Consider the following 20,616-nt stretch of genomic DNA (forward strand, 5'->3'; position numbering starts at 1 on the left):
AAACTATATAACTTGGAATCCATGTGCATATGGATCATCTTCATCGTCAATTACTATATTATTATAACCATAAACTTTAGCCCAACCTTGGATGCTTGGTATAATTGCTTTTTTACCATTTAAAGTTGTTTCTTTTTCTACGCAACCTATAAATTTACTACCAATAAAACTTTCATGAATATACTGTTCACCTTGTTTTAATTTTCCTTTGGCATGAAGTTGTGCTATTCTAGCTGAAGTTCCTGTTCCACATGGACTTCTATCAATTGCTTTATCACCATAAAAAACTGCATTTCTGCCTGATGAAGTCGGGTCAATAGGATTACCAGTCCACAACATATGAGTTACATCTCTAATGGTGTGATTTTCAGGATGAATAAACATGTCAGGATATTTCTTATTAATTCTATTACGAACAACTTGTGAATATTGAATTATTTTTGAAGCTGTAAAATCATGAATACCACTAAAGTTTTTTTGAGGATCTACAATAGCATAATAATTTCCTCCATAAGAAACATCAAAAGTAATTTCTCCTAATTCAGGACATTCAATCGTTAATCCTTCGGCAGCTAAATAACTTTTTACATTTGTTAATCTAACCCAATCAACTTTTTTACCCGTTTGTTGGTATTCTATTTCAACTAAACCAGCAGGGGCTTCCATTTTTATTTTTCCAGGAATTTTTGGCGTAATTAACCCTTCTTCAATAGCTATAGTTATTGTACCGATAGTTCCATGTCCACACATTGGTAAACAGCCAGAAGTTTCAATAAATAAAATGGCAAAATCATTTTCAGGATTATGAGGGGGAAAAAGTATAGAGCCACTCATCATATCATGACCTCTAGGTTCAAACATTAAACCTTTTCTGATCCAATCATATTCTCTTAAGAAATGTTGGCGCTTTTCGCTCATATTTGAGCCTTTTAAATTAGGACCGCCACCAGCAACAACTCTTACTGGGTTACCACATGTATGTGCATCTACACAAAAAAAAGTTTTTCTCATCAAATATATCTTTTTTAACCCCAACCTAACTCCCCTTAAGGAAAAACACCCTTCTAAGCTTTTCCTTTAGTGAGGAGTATAGGTCAGTATATTAAATTTTTTCGTTAGTAATTTTGTTGTTAACTAACCTTGATATACCTAATGAATTTTCATTCTTTAGTTCTTCAGGTAATAATTCATTTGGCCAATTTTGATAGCTAAATGGTCTTACCCATCTTTTAATAGAACTTGTTCCAACAGATGTAAACCTAGGGTCTGTTGATGAAGGATAAGGGCCTCCATGCACCATTGAAGAACAAACTTCAACACCAGTAGGAACTCCATTAAAAATAATACGTCCTACTTTATTACTTAAGAGCGAAAGTAAATAATTATACTCATTTATTTCAGAATTATTTCCTAAAATTGTTCCAGTAAGTTGCCCTTCCAGATTCGACACAACTTTTTCTAGTTCTTTTTTGTCTTTACATTTTACTATTAAGGAAAATGGACCAAAAACTTCTTGGTGAAGGTTCGGGTTTTCTATAAAGTCACTACCATTAACAACAGCTAATGCTTGTTTTGCAAAATTAGCTTCTGTATCATTTGCATAGTTTGCAACAGTATGCGTTTTGTCTTGACTAATTATATTATCTTTATTTGCATCGTATGATTCTTTAATATTAGGGTGTAGCATACAAGTAGGGTCTATTTTTACTATTTCATTAGATAAATTAGTAATGAATTTTGAAAAATCGTCACTTTCTATTCCTAGAATTAAACCAGGATTTGTACAAAACTGACCTGTTCCTAATGTAATTGAAGAAGCATAAGTTTTAGCTAATTCTTCGCCTCTTGTTTTTAAAGCTTCTGGTAAAGTAATAACTGGGTTAATACTTCCCATTTCAGCAAATACAGGAATCGGTGTTTCTCTACTAGCTGCTTTGTTAAATAAACTTCTACCTCCAGCAATACTACCTGTAAAACCTACAGCTTTTACATTTGGGTGTTCTACTAGAGCAATACCAACAACTCTTCCGCTTCCGGTAATGTTTGAAAATACACCATTTGGCATTCCAGTTTTTTCTGCTGCTTTAATAATAGCACTAGCTACTAGTTCACCAGTACCTGAATGCATAGAGTGTGATTTTACAATTACTGGACACCCAGCAGCAAGAGCACTAGCGGTATCTCCTCCTGCAGTTGAAAAAGCTAAAGGAAAATTACTAGCGGCAAATACAACAACAGGTCCAATAGGAATGTTTATTTTTCTTATATCAGCTTTAGGTAATGGTTGTCTATCTGGTATAGCAGTGTCAATAGTAGCGTCAATCCATGAACCTTCTTCTACCAATTTAGCAAATGATTGTAGTTGAAAAATTGTTCTACCTCTTTCTCCTATAGCACGTCCTTCAGGTAATCCTGATTCTGAACAATAAGTTTGAATTAAATCATCTCCTAATGCCATGATTTCATCAGCTATTGCATTTAAAAAAGCTGCTTTCTTAGCGCCTGAAAAAGTTTTATACTCTTCAAAAGCTTCATTGGCTAATTCTACAGCTTCATTTACTTCTTCTATAGTTGCTTCATAAAAATTAGAATCGTTTTCTATATTAAGTTTTGGATTGAATGTTTTATGAGTTACGTTTCCTTCCGCAGAAAGTTTATTTCCTATTTGGTTCTTTCCTGTAACTCTTTTTGTGATGGTTGAAATCATAATTTATTTTTTTATATGAAGCTTTTTTGTGAAATAAAATAATTATAAGTTGAGGTAATTATACCCCAACTTATTTGTTAAATAGCTAGTTCTAAGCTTTTATAATCGGGTAATGTAGGACGGTTTTTTACTCCGTTCTCAATTATTTCTAGTACTTGTTTACGTTCTTCACCTATTAAAGGTAATCTTGGTGCTCTTACATTTTCTGTTCCAATACCAGTTGCAACTTCAGCTAATTTAATATTTTGCACTAATTTAGCATTAGTATCTAATTCTAATAAAGGTAAAAACCAACGATAAATGGCTACAGCTTCATTGTATTGACCAGCTTTTATTAATTGATAAATAGCTACTGTTTCTGCAGGAAAAGCACAAACTAAACCAGCAACCCAACCATCAGCTCCTAAAACTAAACTTTCTAAAGCTAAAGTATCAACACCACTTAAAATAGCTAATCTATTTCCAAAACGATTCTTTATTCTTGTAACATTTGAAATGTCTCTTGTAGATTCTTTTACGGCTTGAATATTTGGGCAAGAAGATAATAATTCTTCAAACATATCTAATGTAACTTCAATTCCATAATCAACAGGGTTGTTGTATACCATAATAGGTAAATCTGTTGAATTAGCAGTTTGCTTAAAAAATTCAACTGTTTCTCTTGCATCTGCTTTATAACGCATAGGAGGTAACATCATTAAAGCTGATGCTCCATCTTCTTTCGCTTTTTTTGCAGCTTCAATAGCTCCTTTTGTAGTTTGTTCAGCTATATTCATAACAACTGGTACAGCACCATTTACTATGCGAACTGCTTCTTTAACTAATAAACGTTTTTCTTCATCAGATAAAGTTGAAGCTTCACCTAAAGTTCCACCTAAAATGATTCCGTCTACACCAGCTTCTAACTGAGCTTTAATGTTTACTTCAAACATTTGTAAATCTAGTGTATCGTCATTTGTGAATTTTGTTGTTACTGCTGGCATAACGCCTTTCCATTGAATGCTCATTATAATTGTTTTTTTTACAAATTTATATTGAAAAAGAAAATTCAAACGTGATTCTATTATCACTTATTGATACTATATTACCTTATTATTTGTTTTTGTGTGGTTATAATGTGTATATTTAATAGATTTGATAAAAATAACCCTCATGAAAGTATTACCTTTTAAAATACCAAAAGCAAAAAATATAGGACTTATTTATCAAGAAGATAGAGGAATTTCTTTTTATGATAAATTACATCAGCATGAAGAAATTCAAATTTGTTATATAGTAAAAGGGGAAGGATCACTCATAGTAGGTGATGCTGTAAATGATTATTGTGATAATACTATTCTGGTTATAGGAGGAAACCAACCTCATGTTTTTAAAAGTGATACTTCTATCATTAAAAAATCATTTATGATGTCGCTTTTCTTTACAAAAGAATCATTTGGAAATGCTTTTTTTGATTTAGATGACTTTAAAGAATTAGAATATTTCTTTAATAATGCTAAGACTAGTTTTAAGATAACGAATAATAGTGAAGAATTAATTAGTTGTTTTAAAGATTTACCTAAAAGTGACGATTTTGAAAGGTTTATAATTTTTCTTAAAATTATTAAGCTTATTTTAAAGTCTGATATTGAACGATTATCCACTTTTTTATACACAAAAAAGTATACAGATAATGAAGGAAAAAGAATGGGGAAGGTTATGGATTATACTTTAAATAATTATAGTAAAAAAATAGATTTAGAGGAAGTTTCCGAAGTAGCAAATATGACTCCTAATGCTTTTTGTAGATATTTTAAGCAAAGAACAAATAAAACATATTTTACATTTCTTAATGAAATTAGAGTTGAAAAAGCATGTAAATTATTGCAAAATAAAGAATATTTAATAACAGAAATATCTGAAAAATCTGGGTTTAAAAATATATCTAATTTTAATCGGAAATTTAAAGAGATAAAAGGATTTACTCCGTCTGATTATCGAGCTAATTACTAAATATTTATAATAAAGTAGGGAAATATATATTTTAACTGTTTATTATGTTGGGGGCTTTTTAATATTGAAGTTCTTTAATTAGAAACATACCTAGTATTTTGTGAAAATAAATCTTGTTTTTAAAAAAATTAACAAATTTTTATGACTCTGTTGTTTATATTTGGGGTCCTATCTACATTTTAATGAAAAAATATATACAATCCTTATTATCGATTATCTTTTTTGTGAGTTTGCACACTAAAGCGCAAGAAACTTTACCGATTTATTCAGATTATTTATCAGATAATGTTTTTCTGATTCACCCTGCTTCTGCTGGGATCGGAGAGTGTGGTAAAGTAAGATTAACTGCACGTCAACAATGGGTTGGTGTTAAAGATTCTCCTGAGTTACAAACATTAAGTTTTCACAGTAGAGCTGGAGATAATTCAAAAGCAGGTTACGGATTTGTGCTATTTAATGATAAAAATGGATATCATTCTCAAAAAGCTGTTCAAGGTACTTATGCATATCATTTAGATTTAGGAAATGAGAATTTGTTTAATCAAGTTTCATTTGGTTTATCATTTTCAGCTGTTCAAAATGAAGTAGATCAAACGGGGTTTTTTAATGATCCTGCAGTAAGTCAGGTTGTAGAAAGTAGTTTTTACTTTAATGCAGATTTTGGTATGGCATATCATTATAAAGGCTTTTCATCATATTTTACAGTAAAGAATATTTTATTATCGGCAAAAAATAAATTGAATTCAAATTTTGAATCATTTAACCTTAGAAATTATATTTTGGGAGCTGGTTATTTCTTTGGTGATGAAAATAATGTACAGTTTGAACCTTCTTTTATGTTTCAATACAAAGATCAAACAGGAGAGAAGATTGCTGATATTAACTTAAAAGCTTATAAGAAATTCTCAAACACTCAATTGTGGGCTGCAATTTCTTATAGAAGAAGTTTTGATGGTACTGTATTTGGTGATGCTCATTACGTTACGCCAATAGTTGGAGTTAATTACAAAAAATACATGATAGCATATACATACACAAAACAAACTGGTGATATTACTTTTTCTAATGGTAATTTTCATCAAATATCGTTAGGTATAGATATCTTATGTAGAAAAAGAAGAGCTTCTGCTTGTCCAAATATAAATGGTAGTTTTTAAAAATCCAATTCTTTAATAATACTATTAGGATATTGTTTTAAAAAATAACTAAGTGTAGATTTATTTTTGTTAATATAGAATTGATAAGTAGGAGTATTATTACTTTGTAATAGTAATTTATGCTTATTTAATACATGCTTTGTTTGTTTAGCAACTGCAAGTCCTGAGTCTATTATTTCTATTTTATTACCTACAATTTTTTTAATTAAATCTTTTAAATAAGGGTAATGAGTACAACCTAAAACAATGCAATCTGCATTTTTTTTAATCATTGGTGTTAGATATTTAGTAAGTAGTCTATTCATCTCAGGAGAATTAATTTCTCCCTTTTCAATTAAATTTACTAAACCTTCACCAACTTGTTCTATAACCGTGATATTATCTTCTAGGTTAGATGATGCTTTTTCAAATAATTCACTATTTAATGTCCCTTTAGTAGCTAAAATACCAATAGTATTAGTATTTGTTTGAAGCGATGCTGGTTTTATTGCTGGTTCTATACCAATAAAAGGAACATTATATTTTTGTCTTAATATTTTTATAGCATTTGTTGTAGCAGTATTGCAAGCAACTACTATGATTTTACAATTCTTTTCTAATAAATATTCAGTATTCTTAATTGATAACTCAATTATTTTTTCTTCTGATTTATAACCGTATGGGGCGTTTTTACTATCAGATAGATACATAGTGTTTTCATTAGGCATCAAAAGTTGAATTTCTTTCCAAATTGAAGTTCCTCCTACACCTGAATCAAATATGCCTATTGGATTTTGAGATTGTACTTTCATGATATTACAAAAATAAAAAACCTGCTTTATTAAAGCAGGTTTTAAAAATTATCTTTTGTTAAATTAAGTACTATAATGTATTAGAAGCCTAATTTAGCTTTTACAGCATTGTAAATATTTTCACCTTTATCGTAAACGATTAATCCTTTACCTGGAGCAGCATCAAATACATAAATAATTCCTTTTTCAGCAGCTACAGCTTTAATAGCATCTTCTGCTTTCTTTAAAATTGGAATAGTTTTTTCTTGATATTTTTTTTGCATTTCTTTTCCAGCAGCTTGTTCAGCTTGAGAAATTTTAGCTCTTTCTTGTTGAATTTCAGCAGCTCTCTTTTGATTAACTTCTAAAGTTTGGCTTTTTCCTTCTGCGTCGTATTTTTTATATTTAGCTTCAAGTTTTTTGTACATTGTTTCAATATCATCACGGTACGTTTTATTTAACTTTTCAAGTTCCGCTTTCATTGCTTTAGTTGCAGGCATTTCAGCTAATAATTTATCAGTATTTATATGTGCAGTTTTTTGTGCGTTAGCTACACCACCTAATCCAACTGTAAAAATTGCAACTAATAATAACGTTTTTAAATGTTTCATCTCTGTTGTTTTAATTTAATTATTGTCTTTATTCTTGATTTATTTGTTTTCTTCTTGTTGTTTTTTCTTTTCTTCTTGCGCTTTTTTTAATGCGTCTCTTTTCTCTTTTAATAGTTTTCTTTTTTCTGCTCTAGCTTTTAAACGAGCTTTTCTTTTTTCTTCAATTTTCTTTATTCTTTCTTCTCTTTCAGAAAGTTTCTTTTGCTTTAAAGCAGCTTTTTTAGCGGCTATTTGCTGTTGTTTTTCACTTAAGTCACCATTTTTCAATAGTTCTTTCTTAGCAGCTATTTTATCTTTTTTAGCTTGCTTTTTTTGATCTATATTGATCATTTTTACTACAAGATTACTAATGTCGTGTTTCTTGTTAGAGTAAAGCATTACTAAATCAGAAGATTTATCAAAAACAAAATCGTATTTCTTTCTAGATGCAATAGTTTGTACTGAATTATATACTTGATCTTGTACGGGTTTTATTAATTGCTTTCTAAAATTATACATATCACCGTTTGGACCAAAATATAAAGATTCTAACCTTCTAAGTGATTCTTGTTTTATCTTAATATCTTCTTCACGTTCCTCAATTAAATCTTTAGTTAAAATGGCTTTTTCATTAACAAGATCAGTTTTCAAAACTTCAATATTACGAGCCTCTTTATCTAATTTCTTTTTCCACTTATCAACTTTTGCATTTAATGAATTTTGAGCTTCAATATATTCAGGAATATTCTGCAGAATATATTCCATATCAATATATGCAATACGTTGATTTTTTTGTGCAAAAGAGGTTGCGACTAAAAGTAAAAGAACTACTGATAAAATGTTTTTTTTCATCTTTGTATAATGTGTTTAGAAAAAACCGTGCCAAAAACCAGACACATTACAAATGTAAGGTTTTAGAACTGTCTTCCAATAATAAAATGTGTTTGCCAACCAGATTTTAAAGCGTTTATACCTTCTAATCCAGGTAAAGGATCGAATCCATGTGCAAAATCGATTCCTAATAACCCAAAAGCAGGCATAAAGATACGAACACCTACTCCAGCTGAACGCTTTAACCTAAACGGATTAAAATTGCTAAAATTGTCATATGAATTTCCAGCCTCTAAAAAACCTAAAGTATAAATAGATGCAGAAGGTTTATCTGTTATTGAATAACGAACTTCTAACTGAAATTTATTATATATAGAACCACCATCTACAGATGATATTCTATTATTTTCATAACCTCTTAAACCAATTGTTTCTCTTCCATCTAATTGCCCTTGAGCAATACCATCACCACCTACAAAATATCTTTCAACAGGTGTTAATCCTAATTTACTATTATAACTTCCTAAATAGCCTATTTCAAAATTAGACATTAATACTAATTTTTTAGCTAATTCAGTATACCATTTTCCTTTTGCAGATAGTTTATAATACTCCAACCATTTATATTTATCAGCAAAATAAGTTTGTTCTTCTGGAGACCCTTGAATTAGATCAGAAGGTCTTGTATAGTCTTTACCATTAATTAAAGAGTATGGAAGCGTAGCTTTAGCTCTAATAGTAAACTCTGAACCATAAGTTGGGAAAATTAAACTAGGCCCTGTTGAATTACGGCTAAAAGATGCTGTATAAGCTAAGTTATTTAAATCACCCTGACTTAAAACTGCATTTGATGAACCTACTCTATATCCATAATTCTGTAAGTCTATACGTTGGTAACTAATGTTTTGAGATAATGTAAAGTAGTCATCTGGCCACTTTAATCGTTTACCTAAACCAATAGAAGCTCCAATAATACTTAAACTTTCATTTTTATTTACAGAGTTTGTCCTGAAGTCAAATCTGTATTGGTTAGAAAGATATACAGAAAACGATAAAGATTGAGGTGTTTTACCACCTAACCATGGCTCAGTAAAAGAAAAACTATATGTATTATAAGTTCTACTTGCTTGTAAACGTAATGATAGACTTTGACCGTCACCCATAGGTAAAGGTTTATAAGCATCTTTATTGAAAATATTTCTTATAGAGAAATTATTGAAAGATAAGCCTAAAGTACCTATAAATGAACCACCACCGTAACCACCTTGCAATTCAATCTGGCTTCCACCTTTTTCCGCAACAGAGAATTCAATATTAGCAGTTTTATCTTGATAATTAGGAGTAACATTAGGAGTAACATTGGTGTCAAAGAATCCTAATTGACCAATTTCACGGATAGAACGTATAATGTTTTGACGACTAAATAAGTCTCCCGGTTTTACACGTAATTCTCTAAAAATAACATGGTCATTAGTTTTATCATTTCCAGCAACAGTTACTTTTTTTATTGTTGCTTGTTCATCTTCTCTAATTCGAACTTCAACTGTAATTGAATCATTTTTAACTTTAGTTTCAACAGCGTTTATTTGAGAAAATAAATACCCATTATTATGATAAAGTGTTTGGATATCCTGAGAGCTTGGTGTACCATCTCCAGAAATACGTTCTTTCAATACTTTTCCATTGTAAACATCTCCTTTTTCAATACGTAATAAGTTTTGTAGTTGAGAATCAGTATAATTTTTATTTCCTACGAATAAAATATCTCCGAAACGATATTGGCGACCTTCTTCTAACTTTATTTCAAGGTTAATAGTATTGTCATCATTCCAGGTTACTTTATCTGATAATATTCTAGCATCTCTATATCCTTTTTCGCTATACTTTTCAAGTATATTTTCAAGATCTTTTTTATAGTCTTCTAAAATATATTTTGATGATTTCCAAAAACGACCAAAAAACTTACGCTTGGTGTTTTTCATAGCACTTCTTAACGCACCAGCTGACATAGCTTTGTTACCAGTAAAGTTAATTTCTTTAATTTTTATACGATTACCTCTATCTATAAAAATTTTCATGCTAATGGCATTTACATCAGAAGTATCTTTTTTAGTTTCTAATGATACTTTTGTTTTTAAATACCCTTTATCTGTATATTTTTTCTTAATATAATTACGAGTAGTTACAATAAGGTTGTCAGTTACCATCATACCTTTTTTTAACTCAGTCTCTTTTCTAATATCTTTTGCTTTTGATTTGCTTACACCAGTAATAACTACATTTGATAGTTGTGGGAGTTCAGTTACATCAAATTGAAGGTATACTGTATTTCCATCTAGCTTAGATAAGTATACATCTACTTCACTAAATTGTTTACTTTCATACAGTTTTTTTATAGCACTTGTAAGTTTATCACCTGGAAGTTTTACTGGTTGTCCATTTACTAGACCAGTATAAATTCTAACAGTTTGTTCGCTGAATTTTTGAAGTCCAGTAACAGTTATGCCTCCTAGTATATAATCTTTTCCTTTTTCGTAAGGAATAACACCATTTGTTTTGGTACTGTCTTTAACTATTATGTCTTGACTTTGAGCATTTACTGTTATAAAAGTAGTAATAAATAATGCTATTAAATATGAATATTTATTCATCGCTTTCAATCTGTTCACTTGTTTTTCCAAATCGTCTTTCCCTATTTTGGTAATCTATTATTGCATCAAATAGATGCTCTTTTCTAAAATCTGGCCAAAGTACTTCAGTAAAGTAAAGTTCTGCGTATGCCATTTGCCACAGTAAATAATTACTAATCCTTTGTTCCCCACTTGTACGTATCATTAAATCAACGTCGGGCAAATTAAATGTATATAAATGATTATTTATAACTTTTTCGTTAATTTTTTCAACATCTAGCTCGTTATTAACAACTTTTTTAGATATGTTTTTGATAGCATTAACAATTTCTTCCCTTGATCCATAGCTTAAGGCAAATGTTAATGTTATTTTCTTATTGTTTTTTGTGCTTTCAATTACATGTGCTAAAACCTTCTGAGCATTTTTAGGTAAACTACTTATGTTTCCTATTGAATTGATTTTAACATCTTTTTTTATGAACTCAGGTAATTCTTTTTTAAGAGTAGTTACTAATAGGCTCATCAATGCATCTACTTCAAATTTTGGTCTATTCCAGTTTTCAGTAGAAAAAGCATACAATGTTAAAAATTTTATACCTAAATCAGAAGCTGTATCAGCAGTTTCTCTAATTGCAGTTAAGGCATTTCTATGCCCAAAAACACGTTGCATCCCTTTACCTTTAGCCCATCTACCATTACCATCCATTATAATGGCTATATGATTAGGTTTCTTATGTAAATTAATGCTTCGTAGTTTTTCTTCCATATTTTTATTCGGTTAATCCGTTATAACATTGTGGCCTGCCAAAGGTATAAACTATTGATAAACCAGAAAAGACATACCAATCATTTCCATTACCTCCAAAATTAAGAGAACTTATGTCAGGAGTGCTATAATCTATATCATCGGCAAAAGTAAATCTAGCACCTATTTCAAAAGCAATAGCTAGATTATTAACTAGTAATCCTTTTATACCTATACCTACTGGGGCTGAATAAGAGAATTTGTTTTTTAATTCAATAATGTTGTTAGAAATTGCTCTAGCTGGACTTTTATAGTTAAAAGTAGCTACTTCAGCAAAAATATAAGGAGTATAACTAGTTCGGTGATCACCTATGTTGTAGTCATAAAAATTAAATTCAATACCAGCTGCAAATTCGTGTATGTTATTAGAGAAAGTTCTTCCGTTATTTTGTCTAAATGCATGCTCAGCATCACTATCTTTAGCAGATACAGGGATGTATGTATAAGTACCCCTAAGTGCTATTCTAGGATTCAAATTGTACTTATATATTATACCTCCGCCTATTTTATTTGGGTAAATATAGTTAGTTCTTCCTATGTCACCTATGAAGTTTGAGCCCCCTAACAAGACCCCTATTTCATGGCTTTGAGCCTGTGAAACAATTGAAGCAATTGAAAATAATATGAATAAAATTTGTTTTTTCATTATAAAAATAGCGTGCAAATATAGGGAATTGAATTTGCTTTAAAAAGTTAATAATCTGTCTTTTTTGATTAACTTTTTTTTTGAAGATTTATTGTGGATAGTATATTTTATAAAGCTTCATTTCTTGTGTCTTCTCCCCACAATAGTTTACCTCTAAGTGTTTTTATGTAGGATTGATTTTTTGGTAGAATACTTTTAATAGTAAAAGGAGCTTTTTTTATTCGGATTGTTGTTTTTTGATCTACAGTAGTTATTCTAGAGTCTAAAGATATTAAATAGTCTTTTTCTCTTGCGCTAACTTCTAGTTGAATTGAGGTGTTATCGGGTATTACCATTGGTCGGGCATTTAGGTTGTGAGGAGCAATGGGGGTAATAACTAAACTTTTAGAGTTTGGTAAGATTACTGGTCCGTCACAACTTAAAGAGTAGCCAGTTGATCCTGTTGGTGTTGATATAATTAAACCATCTGCCCAATAGTTTGTTAAATATTCATTATTTAAGTAAGTTTTTATCCCAATCATAGAAGTTGTGTTTCTACGCGCGATTGTTATTTCATTTAAAGCAAAATTTAATTCTGAAAACTCTTCTGTTGTAGGATTGGTCTCAATTTGTAAAAGAGTTCTTTCTTGAATAGAATACTCTTTTTTTAGTAAAAGCTCAATAGATTCTTCTATTTGGTCTTTTTGTATGGTAGCTAAGAAGCCTAATCTACCAGTGTTTATACCCATCATAGGGATATCTAAATTACGAACATATGTAATTGCTCGTAAAAAAGTTCCGTCACCTCCAATAGTAAACAATAGATCAAAAGAATCTGATAAATCATTAAAGTGAGAAAAGGTTGGGTATTTTTTTTCAAGTGATTTGTTTTCAATTAACAAGTCGTAAAATTTTTGTTCAAAAAAAACAACAATATTGTATTTCTTTAAAAGAGCAAGCAAAATTTTTATTTCCTTTTCAGCAGAAATAGTATACGCTTGTCCGTATATGGCTACTTTTTTCACTTTTTGATAATGTTAGTTATAATTATGAAAGTTACATGTCTAGATATTTTCTCAAATATCTAGCTCTATCTTTAAGTTCTTCAATGTAAAAATCATCATCATGTTGTGTTACTACAGTGTAATCATATCTCCTAAAAGTTTGAATGATTTCATTTATTTCTGTTGATGATACTTTTAATGTTACTTGGATGTTATCTTGCCCTTCATGAGACATATACATACCTAATAATTTTCCATTATTACTTTCAACTATTTGAGAAATTTGACTCATAGAGTGTTCACTTTTCCCTTTTTGAATAATTAAAGTTTCACTTTCTAAATGTAAAAAAGGGCTGTCAGCAAATGCATCTAAAATATCACCTAGCTCATAATATCCTACATAGTTTAACTCGTTGTTTAAAACAGGAATTAAATTACAATCATTGTCAGCAAATAAAGTAACTAAATCAAGTAAGGTAGCTCTTTCATTAGTGTAAAAATGATCTAGTAGGTAGTCATATTCTTTTATACTACCATTTTTATTTTCAATAGTTTGAATATCACTTTCAGGTAAACAACCTATAAGTTTTCCGTTTTCAATAACTGGAATATGTGTTATAGGTAAATTTTTAAATAAATCTTGAGCACTACTTACCGTATCTTTTAAGCCAAGCTCTTTAATTTCGTTTAATATAAAATCGTTAATATTCATTAGTACGAATATAGGTTAAAATGATTTAATCAATTACTTTTGCTCATAATAATATATAGCTTAAAATAAAACTTAAACAGTAATGGCAAAGTTAAGTGTAAATATAAATAAAATTGCAACATTACGTAACTCAAGAGGAGGTAATGTACCTAACTTACTTAAGGTAGCACAAGATGTTCAAGATTTTGGTGCTGAAGGAATAACTATCCACCCAAGGCCAGATGAGCGACATATACGTTATCAGGATGCTTATGATTTAAAGTCTATCGTTACTACTGAGTACAATATTGAAGGAAATCCAATTAAGCAGTTTATGGATTTGGTGTTAGCAATTAAGCCAACGCAAGTAACTTTAGTTCCGGATGGAGAAAATGTACTTACATCTAATGCAGGATGGGATACTGTTAAGCACCAATCATATTTACAAGAAGTAATTTCAGAATTTAAAAAAGAAGGAATTAGAACTTCTATTTTTATAGATACAGATTCAAAATTAATAGAAGCAGCGGCAAAAACTGGAGCAGATAGAATAGAGTTGTATACAGAAGATTTTGCTAGTGGATTTGAAAAAGGGAATACTGAAGCTATAAAGCCATATACTAAAGCTGCGGTTTTAGCTCATGATTTAGGTTTAGGAATCAACGCAGGACATGATTTAAATTTAGAAAACATTCAGTTTTTTAAACAAAACATTCCAAATTTAGCAGAAGTTTCTATAGGACATGCATTAATTTCTGAGAGTATATATTTAGGTATTCAGAATGTTGTAAATATGTATTTACATAAATTGCAAAGTTAGTTTAAATGAAGTTTTTTACCATAATTTCATAAGTATGGAAATTTTACATTCACGAATTGTAGGAGAGGGAATACCGTTAATTATTTTGCATGGCTATTTTGGTATGGGAGATAATTGGAAAAGTCACGCTAATAAACTGGCTAATGACGGTTTTGAAGTACATCTAATAGATCAACGAAACCATGGACGAAGCTTTCATTCAGATTTTTTTGAATATGAATTAATGGTAGAAGATTTACTAGCTTATATTGAATATCATAAAATAGAAAAGCTACATTTATTAGGGCATTCCATGGGAGGGAAGACTGCAATGTTGTTTGCTACTGAATATGATGAGTTAGTTGATAAATTAATAATAGCTGATATTTCACCAAAAACTTACCCACCACATCATAATGATATTTTAGTAGCATTAAATTCCGTTGATTTTACTATTCAGAATTCTAGAAAATTGGTTGATGAGAAATTAGCAGAATTAATACCGCAAGCTGGAGTTCGTCAGTTTTTATTAAAAAGTCTTTATTGGAAAGAGAAAGGAAAATTAGATTATCGTTTTAATTTGAAATCGTTAACGGAGAATAATAATGAAGTAGGAGTAGCATTACCTTCGTTTACTGTTTTTGAAGGTGAAACATTATTTTTATCAGGAGAGAACTCTGGTTATATTTCTAAAGAAGACGAACCTTTAATAATGGCTCATTTTCCAAAATCTATAATTCAAACAATAAAAAATGCTGGGCATTGGTTGCATGCTGAAAATCCAAATGATTTTTATCAAGAAGTAATAGGTTTTTTATTGGATTAATTAAGCGATGAGAAAAGTGCGTTTTTAGAATTTTGTTAGTTGATGATTTTCACTAAAAAAAAACGAGGCAGGAAAATTAAATAACCCACCCCGTTAGCGCCCCTCCGTATCTGCTTTAAGAGGAAAATTCAAGGGATACCTTCAATCTGCGTTATTTTTAATTTGATTAGCTATATTATTTATAGAGTTGTTGATTAATAGCTTTTCCTTCATATGATTGTTAAAAACTATTGTGATAGCCTTAGCTATTACCAAGTTGTTTCTTTTTCCAGAATATACTTTCTGTATAGTTTCTAATGAAAAATCATAATCATTCTCCATTAGGTATTCTTTAACTCTTTCCCTGTATTTGGGAGGTTTGATTTTTTCTAATTCTTTTCGTTGCATTGTTGTTATCATAAAAACTACAGTTGTTTTTTAGTAAAATACAGCACTTTTAATTTATATTTGTACGTGTTTTGTACTTATGATACTACAAATCTACAAACAAAATTCTAATTAGAAAAACAAAATTAAAATAAATTTAGAAAAAAGTTATTTTTAATGAGTGATTTTATTGATCAGACATATAAAAGAGTAGAGCAGATTATTGATTATAATAATCTGAATATTAAGTCTTTTGAAGATAGGATTGAGGTGTCTAATAATTCGATAGGTACAGCTATAAGAAGAAAAGCCTCATTTAAAAGTAATGTGTTAAACAAAATTCTAAATTCTTTCCCTGATATAAATCCAACATGGTTGTTAACTGGAAAAGGGAGTATGATTTTAAATGATATAACGAGAGAGCCAGAATCTGATTATAAAAATCAAAAGTTACAATATCAAATAAAAGAGCACCTCATTGAGTTACTTTTAGAAGACAATGAGGTGAGAAGTGTACTTTCAAATCAAGTGAAAAGTATAATTAATTAAAAAGTTATTTTAGTAGTTATTTTAATTTTTCACCTAAGCTATATAGTTTATTAAGCCATTTATCTCGATGTTTTTCTGTTGAATTTTTAATAACGGATAAATAAGTGATTTTAACAGGTTTTATACCACAAAACTGAAGAGTTCCTTTTTTGAATTGATTAATTGCTGGTCTTTTCATAAATAAATAGTCATACCAACTAGGAGTATCTGAGGTAATTACAATTCTTGCTGTTTTTCCTTTTAAAAGTTTTTTAGGAAAAGGTTTTCCATTTACAGGTTCAAAAGTTATACCAGGCAAAAAAATCCTGTCTATAAAGCCTTTCATAATAGCAGGGTAGCCTGCCCACCATAAAGGAAAAAACCAAACAATATGATCTGCTTTTTTAATTTTATCAATCGCATTTATTAAATCAGGTTCCAGTTCTGTTCTTTTCCTGTAGCCAAATTTTAAATTTGAATTAAAATTTAAATCTACTATGTTAATTTGATCAATTATTACATTTGTTTTTTTTGTCCCTTTTTTATACGAATCACATAAAGCATGATTGAAACTTTGTTTGTCAGGATGTCCATTTATGAGTAAAATCTGTTTCATTTGTTTCTTTATTGTTTGATAACAAAGAAACGTATGCTTTAAAATTAAAAAAAGGACATTTGTCTAATTATGAACAGACCTTCTTATTCTACTTAAATGTCTTTGTGTAATTCCTAAATAAGAAGCAAGATGGCTTAATGGGATTGATTGAAGATAGTCTGGATGAGTGTTAAGTAGTTCCTTGTATCGTTTTTCTGCACTTTCTTTTTGCAAAAGAAAAATTCTTTTTTCTAAATTAATGTACTCCTGTTCAGCAAAAAGCTTAAAAAGGCGCAACCAGTTAGTACTTGATTCTTCAAGTTTAGAAAGTTGGTTTTTTGATATTGAATATAATTCAATATCTGTCAATGCTTGAATACTTTCTGTTGTTTTTGTTTGTGTGATAAAAGATGAATATGCAGTAATAAATGAATTTTCTGATAAAAAACAGTAAGTAACTTCTTCTTCGGTAGAAGAGTAATAAAATGACCTGAAAATACCGGATATTACAAAAGCCACTTCTTTACATATAGCACCTTCTTTGATAAAAAAATCACCCTTACTTAATTTTTTGTAGGTAACTAAATTTAAAAATGTTTCAATTTCTTGATTTGTAAGAATATTATATGATTCAAGATGTTTTTTCATTTACAAAAATGTTACTTTATCTAAACAAATATAGATGATTTAGTGTATTATATTGTAAATAAACTGACCTATAACTTCACCAGAGTTATATAAAAAAGTTATACATATTAAACAAATATAGATTGAAAAATATATTTTTTTTGAGGTTTTAGCTTTTTCTGATTTAAAAATGAAAAATATTGAAACTAATAGTAAAATAAAATAATACATAATTTTCTTTTTTGAATTAATTTAATTTTGAGGATATATTATAATTGGTATTCTTAAAAGAAAGAATATTACAAAAACTAATAATTTTTTTAGTCATAATAAAAAACTGCCAAAAGAGCAGTAAAAATTATTTGGTATGATTATGGACTATAATTAAACAATAGTAGATGACTTTAAGAAGTGCATTATTAGTATTCCATAAGTTCTACTGTATTAACATTGATAAAAGAAAAAATGAAAATATTTTTAAAATTACTACTAACAGCCATAGCGGTAATTGTGTTGGCTGCAATTTTACCAGGAATTACAGTTGCTAATTATGTAACAGCATTTATTGTTTCCATAATAATTTCATTATTAAATATGTTTGTAAAACCTCTTCTTATATTTTTTACGTTACCAGCAACTATAATAACTCTTGGGTTGTTTTTATTTGTTATTAATGCAATAATTATAATTTTGGCAGGTAAATTAGTAAGTGGTTTTGTAGTAAGTGGATTTTTTACGGCATTAATATTTAGTGTATTATTGTCAGTTTTTAGATCGTTTTTATTCTCTCTAATGAAAGAAGAAAAAAAATAAAAAAGTAAATTAAAAATTTAATATCAAGATATAAGTCTTGAAAAATAAACAGCAAGTCTTTATTCTTATGGTTAAAAGACTTGGTTCTCAATAAGAAAAGTAGTAATTTTGCACCCGATTTTAAAGAAACAGATTTTAAGATGAACATAACAAAAGAAAACGTAGATGCATTAAATGCAGTTGTAAAAGTTGATATTGTTGCAGACGATTATAAAGAAAAAGTAACAAAAATATTAAACGATTACCGTAAGACAGCTAACATTCCAGGATTTAGGAAAGGTAATGTACCAATGGGAATGGTAAAGAAGCAATATGGTAAATCTGTAATGATTGATGAAGTAAACAAGCTTTTACAAGAATCGTTAAATAAATTTTTAGTAGAAGAGAAGTTAGATATTTTAGGTAATCCATTACCAAAAGTAAATGAAAACTTTTCTTGGGATTCTGAACAATTTTCTTTCGAATTTGAGTTAGGGTTAGCGCCAGAATTTGATGTAGATTTAAAATCTAAAAAAGTAAAGCAATATAATATTGTTGCTACTGATGAATTAATTGAAAAAGAAGTTGAGAATATTCAAAGCCGTTACGGTAATGTTATAACTCAAGAAGTAGCAGAAGAGCATTCAAATGTTACAGGAACTTTTGTTAACGAAGAAAAAGAAATTAACAAAAAAGCTACTTTTTTAGTTAACGATTTAAAAGGAAAGAAAAACGAAAAAAAATTAATAGGAACCAAAGTTGGTGATGTTGTTGAATTAGAAACGAAAAAGCTTTTTGCTGATGACCATAAGTTAGAGCAAATTTTAGGAGTTTCTCATGATGAAGCACATGACTTAGATGTAAAAGTAACATTTACTGTTGAAGAAATTAATGTTACAGAAAAAGCAGAATTAGATCAAGAGTTATTTGAAAAACTTTTTGCTGATGGAAGTGTTAAAACTGTTACTGATTTAAAAGATAAAATTAAAGAAGACGCAGAAAAGCAATTTCAACAACAAGCAGATCAACAATTATTAAACTCAGTAACTGAAACTTTAGTAGAAAATACTAAGTTTGATTTACCTAAAGAGTTTTTACAAAAATGGTTACAAACTGCAGGTGAAAAGCAATTAACTGCTGAAGAAGCTGTAGCTGAATATGAAAAGTCTGAAAAAGGACTACGTTATCAATTAATCGAAGGAAAGATTATGAAAGATAACGATATTAAATTAGATTATGCAGAGTTAACTGATTATGCTAAAGGTTTTATAAGAATTCAAATGGCTCAGTTTGGTAATGCTAATCCTGAAGAAAAAGAGTTAGATGAAATCGCAGGAAGAATTTTATCTAATCAAGATGAAGCACGTCGTTTACAAGAACAATTAATGTCTCAAAAATTAGTAACTTTCTTTAAAGGAAATATGAAATTTGATACTAAAGAAGTATCTTATGAAGATTTCATTAAAGAAGTTTACAACGTAGATAAAAAATAAAAAACAATAGCATTGTTTAAAAACCTGAACATATTGTTCAGGTTTTTTTGTTACAAAAGATGGCTATAATATTAATGTAAATGTTCTTATATTTACATCTTTATAACCAGAAAAACATTTTACAATGGATTACGGAAAAGAGTTTGAAAAATACGCAACAAAGCATCATGGAATAAATAGTACATACTTAGGTAAAGTAACTAGTAGCTTAACGCCATATATTATGGAAGAGCGCCAGTTAAACATTACGCAAATGGATGTTTTTTCTCGTTTAATGATGGATAGAATTATATTTTTAGGTACTGGTATTAATGATCAAGTAGCGAATGTAATTCAAGCGCAATTATTATTTTTAGAAAGTGTGGATGCTACTAAAGATATTTCAATATATATTAATTCTCCAGGAGGAGGAGTATATGCTGGTTTAGGAATTTACGATACGATGCAGTTTATAAAACCAGATGTAGCTACAATTTGTACAGGTATGGCAGCATCTATGGGAGCTGTATTAATGTGTGCTGGAGAAAAAGGTAAACGTTCAGCTTTACCTCATTCACGTATCATGATTCACCAACCATTAGGAGGGGCTCAAGGGCAAGCTTCTGATATGGAAATAACAGTAAAAGAAATAGGAAAATTAAAAACAGAATTATATAATATTATTTCTCACCACTCTGGGCAACCTTTTGATAAAGTTCATGAAGATTCTGATAGAGATTATTGGATGAAAGCTGATGAAGCAAAAGCATATGGAATGGTTGATGAAATTTTAACTAGAAAATAATTTC

At 29.2% G+C, this 20,616-nt stretch carries 22 protein-coding genes; 8 read left to right on the plus strand and 14 right to left on the minus strand.

Annotated features, from left to right (window positions below; all coding sequences use genetic code 11):
- Window positions 1-3 precede the first annotated feature (3 nt).
- The 3 genes from ACKTTQ_RS16510 to ACKTTQ_RS16520 all read right to left on the minus strand — a co-directional run bounded on the left by ACKTTQ_RS16510 (window position 4) and on the right by ACKTTQ_RS16520 (window position 3,714).
- Window positions 4-1,014, minus strand: coding sequence for a 4-hydroxyproline epimerase (locus ACKTTQ_RS16510; RefSeq protein ID WP_408049836.1), 1,011 nt, complete (start codon window positions 1,012-1,014; stop codon window positions 4-6).
- An 88-nt stretch (window positions 1,015-1,102) separates the two neighbouring features.
- Window positions 1,103-2,707: an aldehyde dehydrogenase (NADP(+)) gene (locus ACKTTQ_RS16515; RefSeq protein ID WP_408049837.1), complete on the minus strand. Its 1,605-nt coding sequence runs from the start codon at window positions 2,705-2,707 to the stop codon at window positions 1,103-1,105.
- 77 nt (window positions 2,708-2,784) lie between these two features.
- On the minus strand, window positions 2,785-3,714 hold the full coding sequence (locus ACKTTQ_RS16520) for a dihydrodipicolinate synthase family protein (protein ID WP_408049838.1): 930 nt from the start codon (window positions 3,712-3,714) through the stop codon (window positions 2,785-2,787).
- A gap of 145 nt (window positions 3,715-3,859) precedes the next feature.
- Here ACKTTQ_RS16520 and ACKTTQ_RS16525 point away from each other — a divergent pair, with 145 nt between their 5' ends.
- Entirely contained in the window at window positions 3,860-4,699 is an 840-nt protein-coding gene (locus ACKTTQ_RS16525; protein WP_408049839.1) for an AraC family transcriptional regulator, read from the plus strand.
- 182 nt (window positions 4,700-4,881) lie between these two features.
- Window positions 4,882-5,856: a PorP/SprF family type IX secretion system membrane protein gene (locus ACKTTQ_RS16530; protein ID WP_093870234.1), complete on the plus strand. Its 975-nt coding sequence runs from the start codon at window positions 4,882-4,884 to the stop codon at window positions 5,854-5,856.
- Here the strand turns inward: ACKTTQ_RS16530 and murI are convergent.
- From murI to ACKTTQ_RS16570, 8 genes are all read right to left on the minus strand, one after another.
- Complete coding sequence (gene murI / locus ACKTTQ_RS16535) at window positions 5,853-6,647, minus strand: glutamate racemase (RefSeq protein ID WP_408049840.1); 795 nt, start codon at window positions 6,645-6,647, stop codon at window positions 5,853-5,855. The two genes, ACKTTQ_RS16530 and murI, sit on opposite strands and share 4 nt — an antisense overlap.
- Before the next feature lie 80 nt (window positions 6,648-6,727).
- Complete coding sequence (locus ACKTTQ_RS16540; RefSeq protein WP_093870236.1) at window positions 6,728-7,237, minus strand: OmpH family outer membrane protein; 510 nt, start codon at window positions 7,235-7,237, stop codon at window positions 6,728-6,730.
- Between the two features lie 39 nt (window positions 7,238-7,276).
- On the minus strand, window positions 7,277-8,068 hold the full coding sequence (locus tag ACKTTQ_RS16545; protein WP_093870237.1) for an OmpH family outer membrane protein: 792 nt from the start codon (window positions 8,066-8,068) through the stop codon (window positions 7,277-7,279).
- 62 nt (window positions 8,069-8,130) lie between these two features.
- Entirely contained in the window at window positions 8,131-10,698 is a 2,568-nt protein-coding gene (gene bamA / locus ACKTTQ_RS16550; RefSeq protein WP_408049841.1) for an outer membrane protein assembly factor BamA, read from the minus strand.
- A complete protein-coding gene (locus ACKTTQ_RS16555; protein WP_093870239.1) occupies window positions 10,691-11,443 on the minus strand; it encodes an isoprenyl transferase in 753 nt (250 codons plus the stop codon). The genes bamA and ACKTTQ_RS16555 overlap by 8 nt, the downstream gene beginning before the upstream one ends.
- A gap of 4 nt (window positions 11,444-11,447) precedes the next feature.
- Window positions 11,448-12,128: a type IX secretion system protein PorG gene (gene porG, locus ACKTTQ_RS16560; protein WP_408049842.1), complete on the minus strand. Its 681-nt coding sequence runs from the start codon at window positions 12,126-12,128 to the stop codon at window positions 11,448-11,450.
- Between the two features lie 107 nt (window positions 12,129-12,235).
- Window positions 12,236-13,132 (minus strand): NAD kinase, encoded by an 897-nt coding sequence (locus ACKTTQ_RS16565; protein WP_408049843.1) that lies wholly within the window; start codon window positions 13,130-13,132, stop codon window positions 12,236-12,238.
- A gap of 31 nt (window positions 13,133-13,163) precedes the next feature.
- Window positions 13,164-13,823 carry a CBS domain-containing protein gene (locus ACKTTQ_RS16570; RefSeq protein ID WP_093870242.1) on the minus strand — a complete coding sequence of 220 codons (660 nt, stop codon included), beginning with the start codon at window positions 13,821-13,823 and terminating at the stop codon, window positions 13,164-13,166.
- A gap of 82 nt (window positions 13,824-13,905) precedes the next feature.
- Here ACKTTQ_RS16570 and ACKTTQ_RS16575 point away from each other — a divergent pair, with 82 nt between their 5' ends.
- Both ACKTTQ_RS16575 and ACKTTQ_RS16580 read left to right on the plus strand, forming a co-directional pair.
- On the plus strand, window positions 13,906-14,622 hold the full coding sequence (locus ACKTTQ_RS16575; RefSeq protein WP_093870243.1) for a pyridoxine 5'-phosphate synthase: 717 nt from the start codon (window positions 13,906-13,908) through the stop codon (window positions 14,620-14,622).
- Window positions 14,623-14,656: 34 nt separating this feature from the next.
- Window positions 14,657-15,427, plus strand: coding sequence for an alpha/beta fold hydrolase (locus ACKTTQ_RS16580; RefSeq protein ID WP_113786916.1), 771 nt, complete (start codon window positions 14,657-14,659; stop codon window positions 15,425-15,427).
- 141 nt (window positions 15,428-15,568) lie between these two features.
- Here the strand turns inward: ACKTTQ_RS16580 and ACKTTQ_RS16585 are convergent, their stop codons facing one another.
- A complete protein-coding gene (locus ACKTTQ_RS16585) occupies window positions 15,569-15,826 on the minus strand; it encodes a hypothetical protein (RefSeq protein ID WP_093870245.1) in 258 nt (85 codons plus the stop codon).
- 144 nt (window positions 15,827-15,970) lie between these two features.
- Here ACKTTQ_RS16585 and ACKTTQ_RS16590 point away from each other — a divergent pair, with 144 nt between their 5' ends.
- On the plus strand, window positions 15,971-16,342 hold the full coding sequence (locus ACKTTQ_RS16590) for a hypothetical protein (RefSeq protein WP_113786914.1): 372 nt from the start codon (window positions 15,971-15,973) through the stop codon (window positions 16,340-16,342).
- Window positions 16,343-16,358: 16 nt separating this feature from the next.
- On the opposite strand, the gene ACKTTQ_RS16595 is transcribed toward ACKTTQ_RS16590, so the two are convergent.
- Entirely contained in the window at window positions 16,359-16,937 is a 579-nt protein-coding gene (locus tag ACKTTQ_RS16595; RefSeq protein ID WP_408049844.1) for an NAD(P)H-dependent oxidoreductase, read from the minus strand.
- Window positions 16,938-17,000: 63 nt separating this feature from the next.
- Window positions 17,001-17,564: a Crp/Fnr family transcriptional regulator gene (locus ACKTTQ_RS16600; protein ID WP_113786912.1), complete on the minus strand. Its 564-nt coding sequence runs from the start codon at window positions 17,562-17,564 to the stop codon at window positions 17,001-17,003.
- 444 nt (window positions 17,565-18,008) lie between these two features.
- Between ACKTTQ_RS16600 and ACKTTQ_RS16605 the strand changes: the two genes are divergently transcribed.
- The 3 genes from ACKTTQ_RS16605 (at window position 18,009) to clpP (ending at window position 20,612) form a co-directional block, all read left to right on the plus strand.
- On the plus strand, window positions 18,009-18,356 hold the full coding sequence (locus tag ACKTTQ_RS16605; RefSeq protein ID WP_408049845.1) for a phage holin family protein: 348 nt from the start codon (window positions 18,009-18,011) through the stop codon (window positions 18,354-18,356).
- A gap of 140 nt (window positions 18,357-18,496) precedes the next feature.
- Window positions 18,497-19,828: a trigger factor gene (tig, locus tag ACKTTQ_RS16610; protein ID WP_408049846.1), complete on the plus strand. Its 1,332-nt coding sequence runs from the start codon at window positions 18,497-18,499 to the stop codon at window positions 19,826-19,828.
- Window positions 19,829-19,952: 124 nt separating this feature from the next.
- A complete protein-coding gene (gene clpP, locus ACKTTQ_RS16615; protein WP_093870250.1) occupies window positions 19,953-20,612 on the plus strand; it encodes an ATP-dependent Clp endopeptidase proteolytic subunit ClpP in 660 nt (219 codons plus the stop codon).
- The last annotated feature ends 4 nt before the right edge of the window (window positions 20,613-20,616 follow it).

The sequence above is a fragment of the Tenacibaculum halocynthiae genome (assembly GCF_964512825.1).
GTDB lineage: Bacteria > Bacteroidota > Bacteroidia > Flavobacteriales > Flavobacteriaceae > Polaribacter > Polaribacter halocynthiae.

Coding starts and splice junctions, on each gene's coding strand:
- ACKTTQ_RS16515 (WP_408049837.1), bottom strand. CDS start 2,707: ATGATTTCAACCATCACAAAAAGAGTTACAGGAAAGAACCAAATAGGA.
- ACKTTQ_RS16520 (WP_408049838.1), bottom strand. CDS start 3,714: ATGAGCATTCAATGGAAAGGCGTTATGCCAGCAGTAACAACAAAATTC.
- ACKTTQ_RS16525 (WP_408049839.1), top strand. CDS start 3,860: ATGAAAGTATTACCTTTTAAAATACCAAAAGCAAAAAATATAGGACTT.
- ACKTTQ_RS16530 (WP_093870234.1), top strand. CDS start 4,882: ATGAAAAAATATATACAATCCTTATTATCGATTATCTTTTTTGTGAGT.
- murI (WP_408049840.1), bottom strand. CDS start 6,647: ATGAAAGTACAATCTCAAAATCCAATAGGCATATTTGATTCAGGTGTA.
- ACKTTQ_RS16540 (WP_093870236.1), bottom strand. CDS start 7,237: ATGAAACATTTAAAAACGTTATTATTAGTTGCAATTTTTACAGTTGGA.
- ACKTTQ_RS16545 (WP_093870237.1), bottom strand. CDS start 8,068: ATGAAAAAAAACATTTTATCAGTAGTTCTTTTACTTTTAGTCGCAACC.
- bamA (WP_408049841.1), bottom strand. CDS start 10,698: ATGAATAAATATTCATATTTAATAGCATTATTTATTACTACTTTTATA.
- ACKTTQ_RS16555 (WP_093870239.1), bottom strand. CDS start 11,443: ATGGAAGAAAAACTACGAAGCATTAATTTACATAAGAAACCTAATCAT.
- porG (WP_408049842.1), bottom strand. CDS start 12,128: ATGAAAAAACAAATTTTATTCATATTATTTTCAATTGCTTCAATTGTT.
- ACKTTQ_RS16570 (WP_093870242.1), bottom strand. CDS start 13,823: ATGAATATTAACGATTTTATATTAAACGAAATTAAAGAGCTTGGCTTA.
- ACKTTQ_RS16575 (WP_093870243.1), top strand. CDS start 13,906: ATGGCAAAGTTAAGTGTAAATATAAATAAAATTGCAACATTACGTAAC.
- ACKTTQ_RS16580 (WP_113786916.1), top strand. CDS start 14,657: ATGGAAATTTTACATTCACGAATTGTAGGAGAGGGAATACCGTTAATT.
- ACKTTQ_RS16585 (WP_093870245.1), bottom strand. CDS start 15,826: ATGATAACAACAATGCAACGAAAAGAATTAGAAAAAATCAAACCTCCC.
- ACKTTQ_RS16590 (WP_113786914.1), top strand. CDS start 15,971: ATGAGTGATTTTATTGATCAGACATATAAAAGAGTAGAGCAGATTATT.
- ACKTTQ_RS16595 (WP_408049844.1), bottom strand. CDS start 16,937: ATGAAACAGATTTTACTCATAAATGGACATCCTGACAAACAAAGTTTC.
- ACKTTQ_RS16600 (WP_113786912.1), bottom strand. CDS start 17,564: ATGAAAAAACATCTTGAATCATATAATATTCTTACAAATCAAGAAATT.
- ACKTTQ_RS16605 (WP_408049845.1), top strand. CDS start 18,009: ATGAAAATATTTTTAAAATTACTACTAACAGCCATAGCGGTAATTGTG.
- tig (WP_408049846.1), top strand. CDS start 18,497: ATGAACATAACAAAAGAAAACGTAGATGCATTAAATGCAGTTGTAAAA.
- clpP (WP_093870250.1), top strand. CDS start 19,953: ATGGATTACGGAAAAGAGTTTGAAAAATACGCAACAAAGCATCATGGA.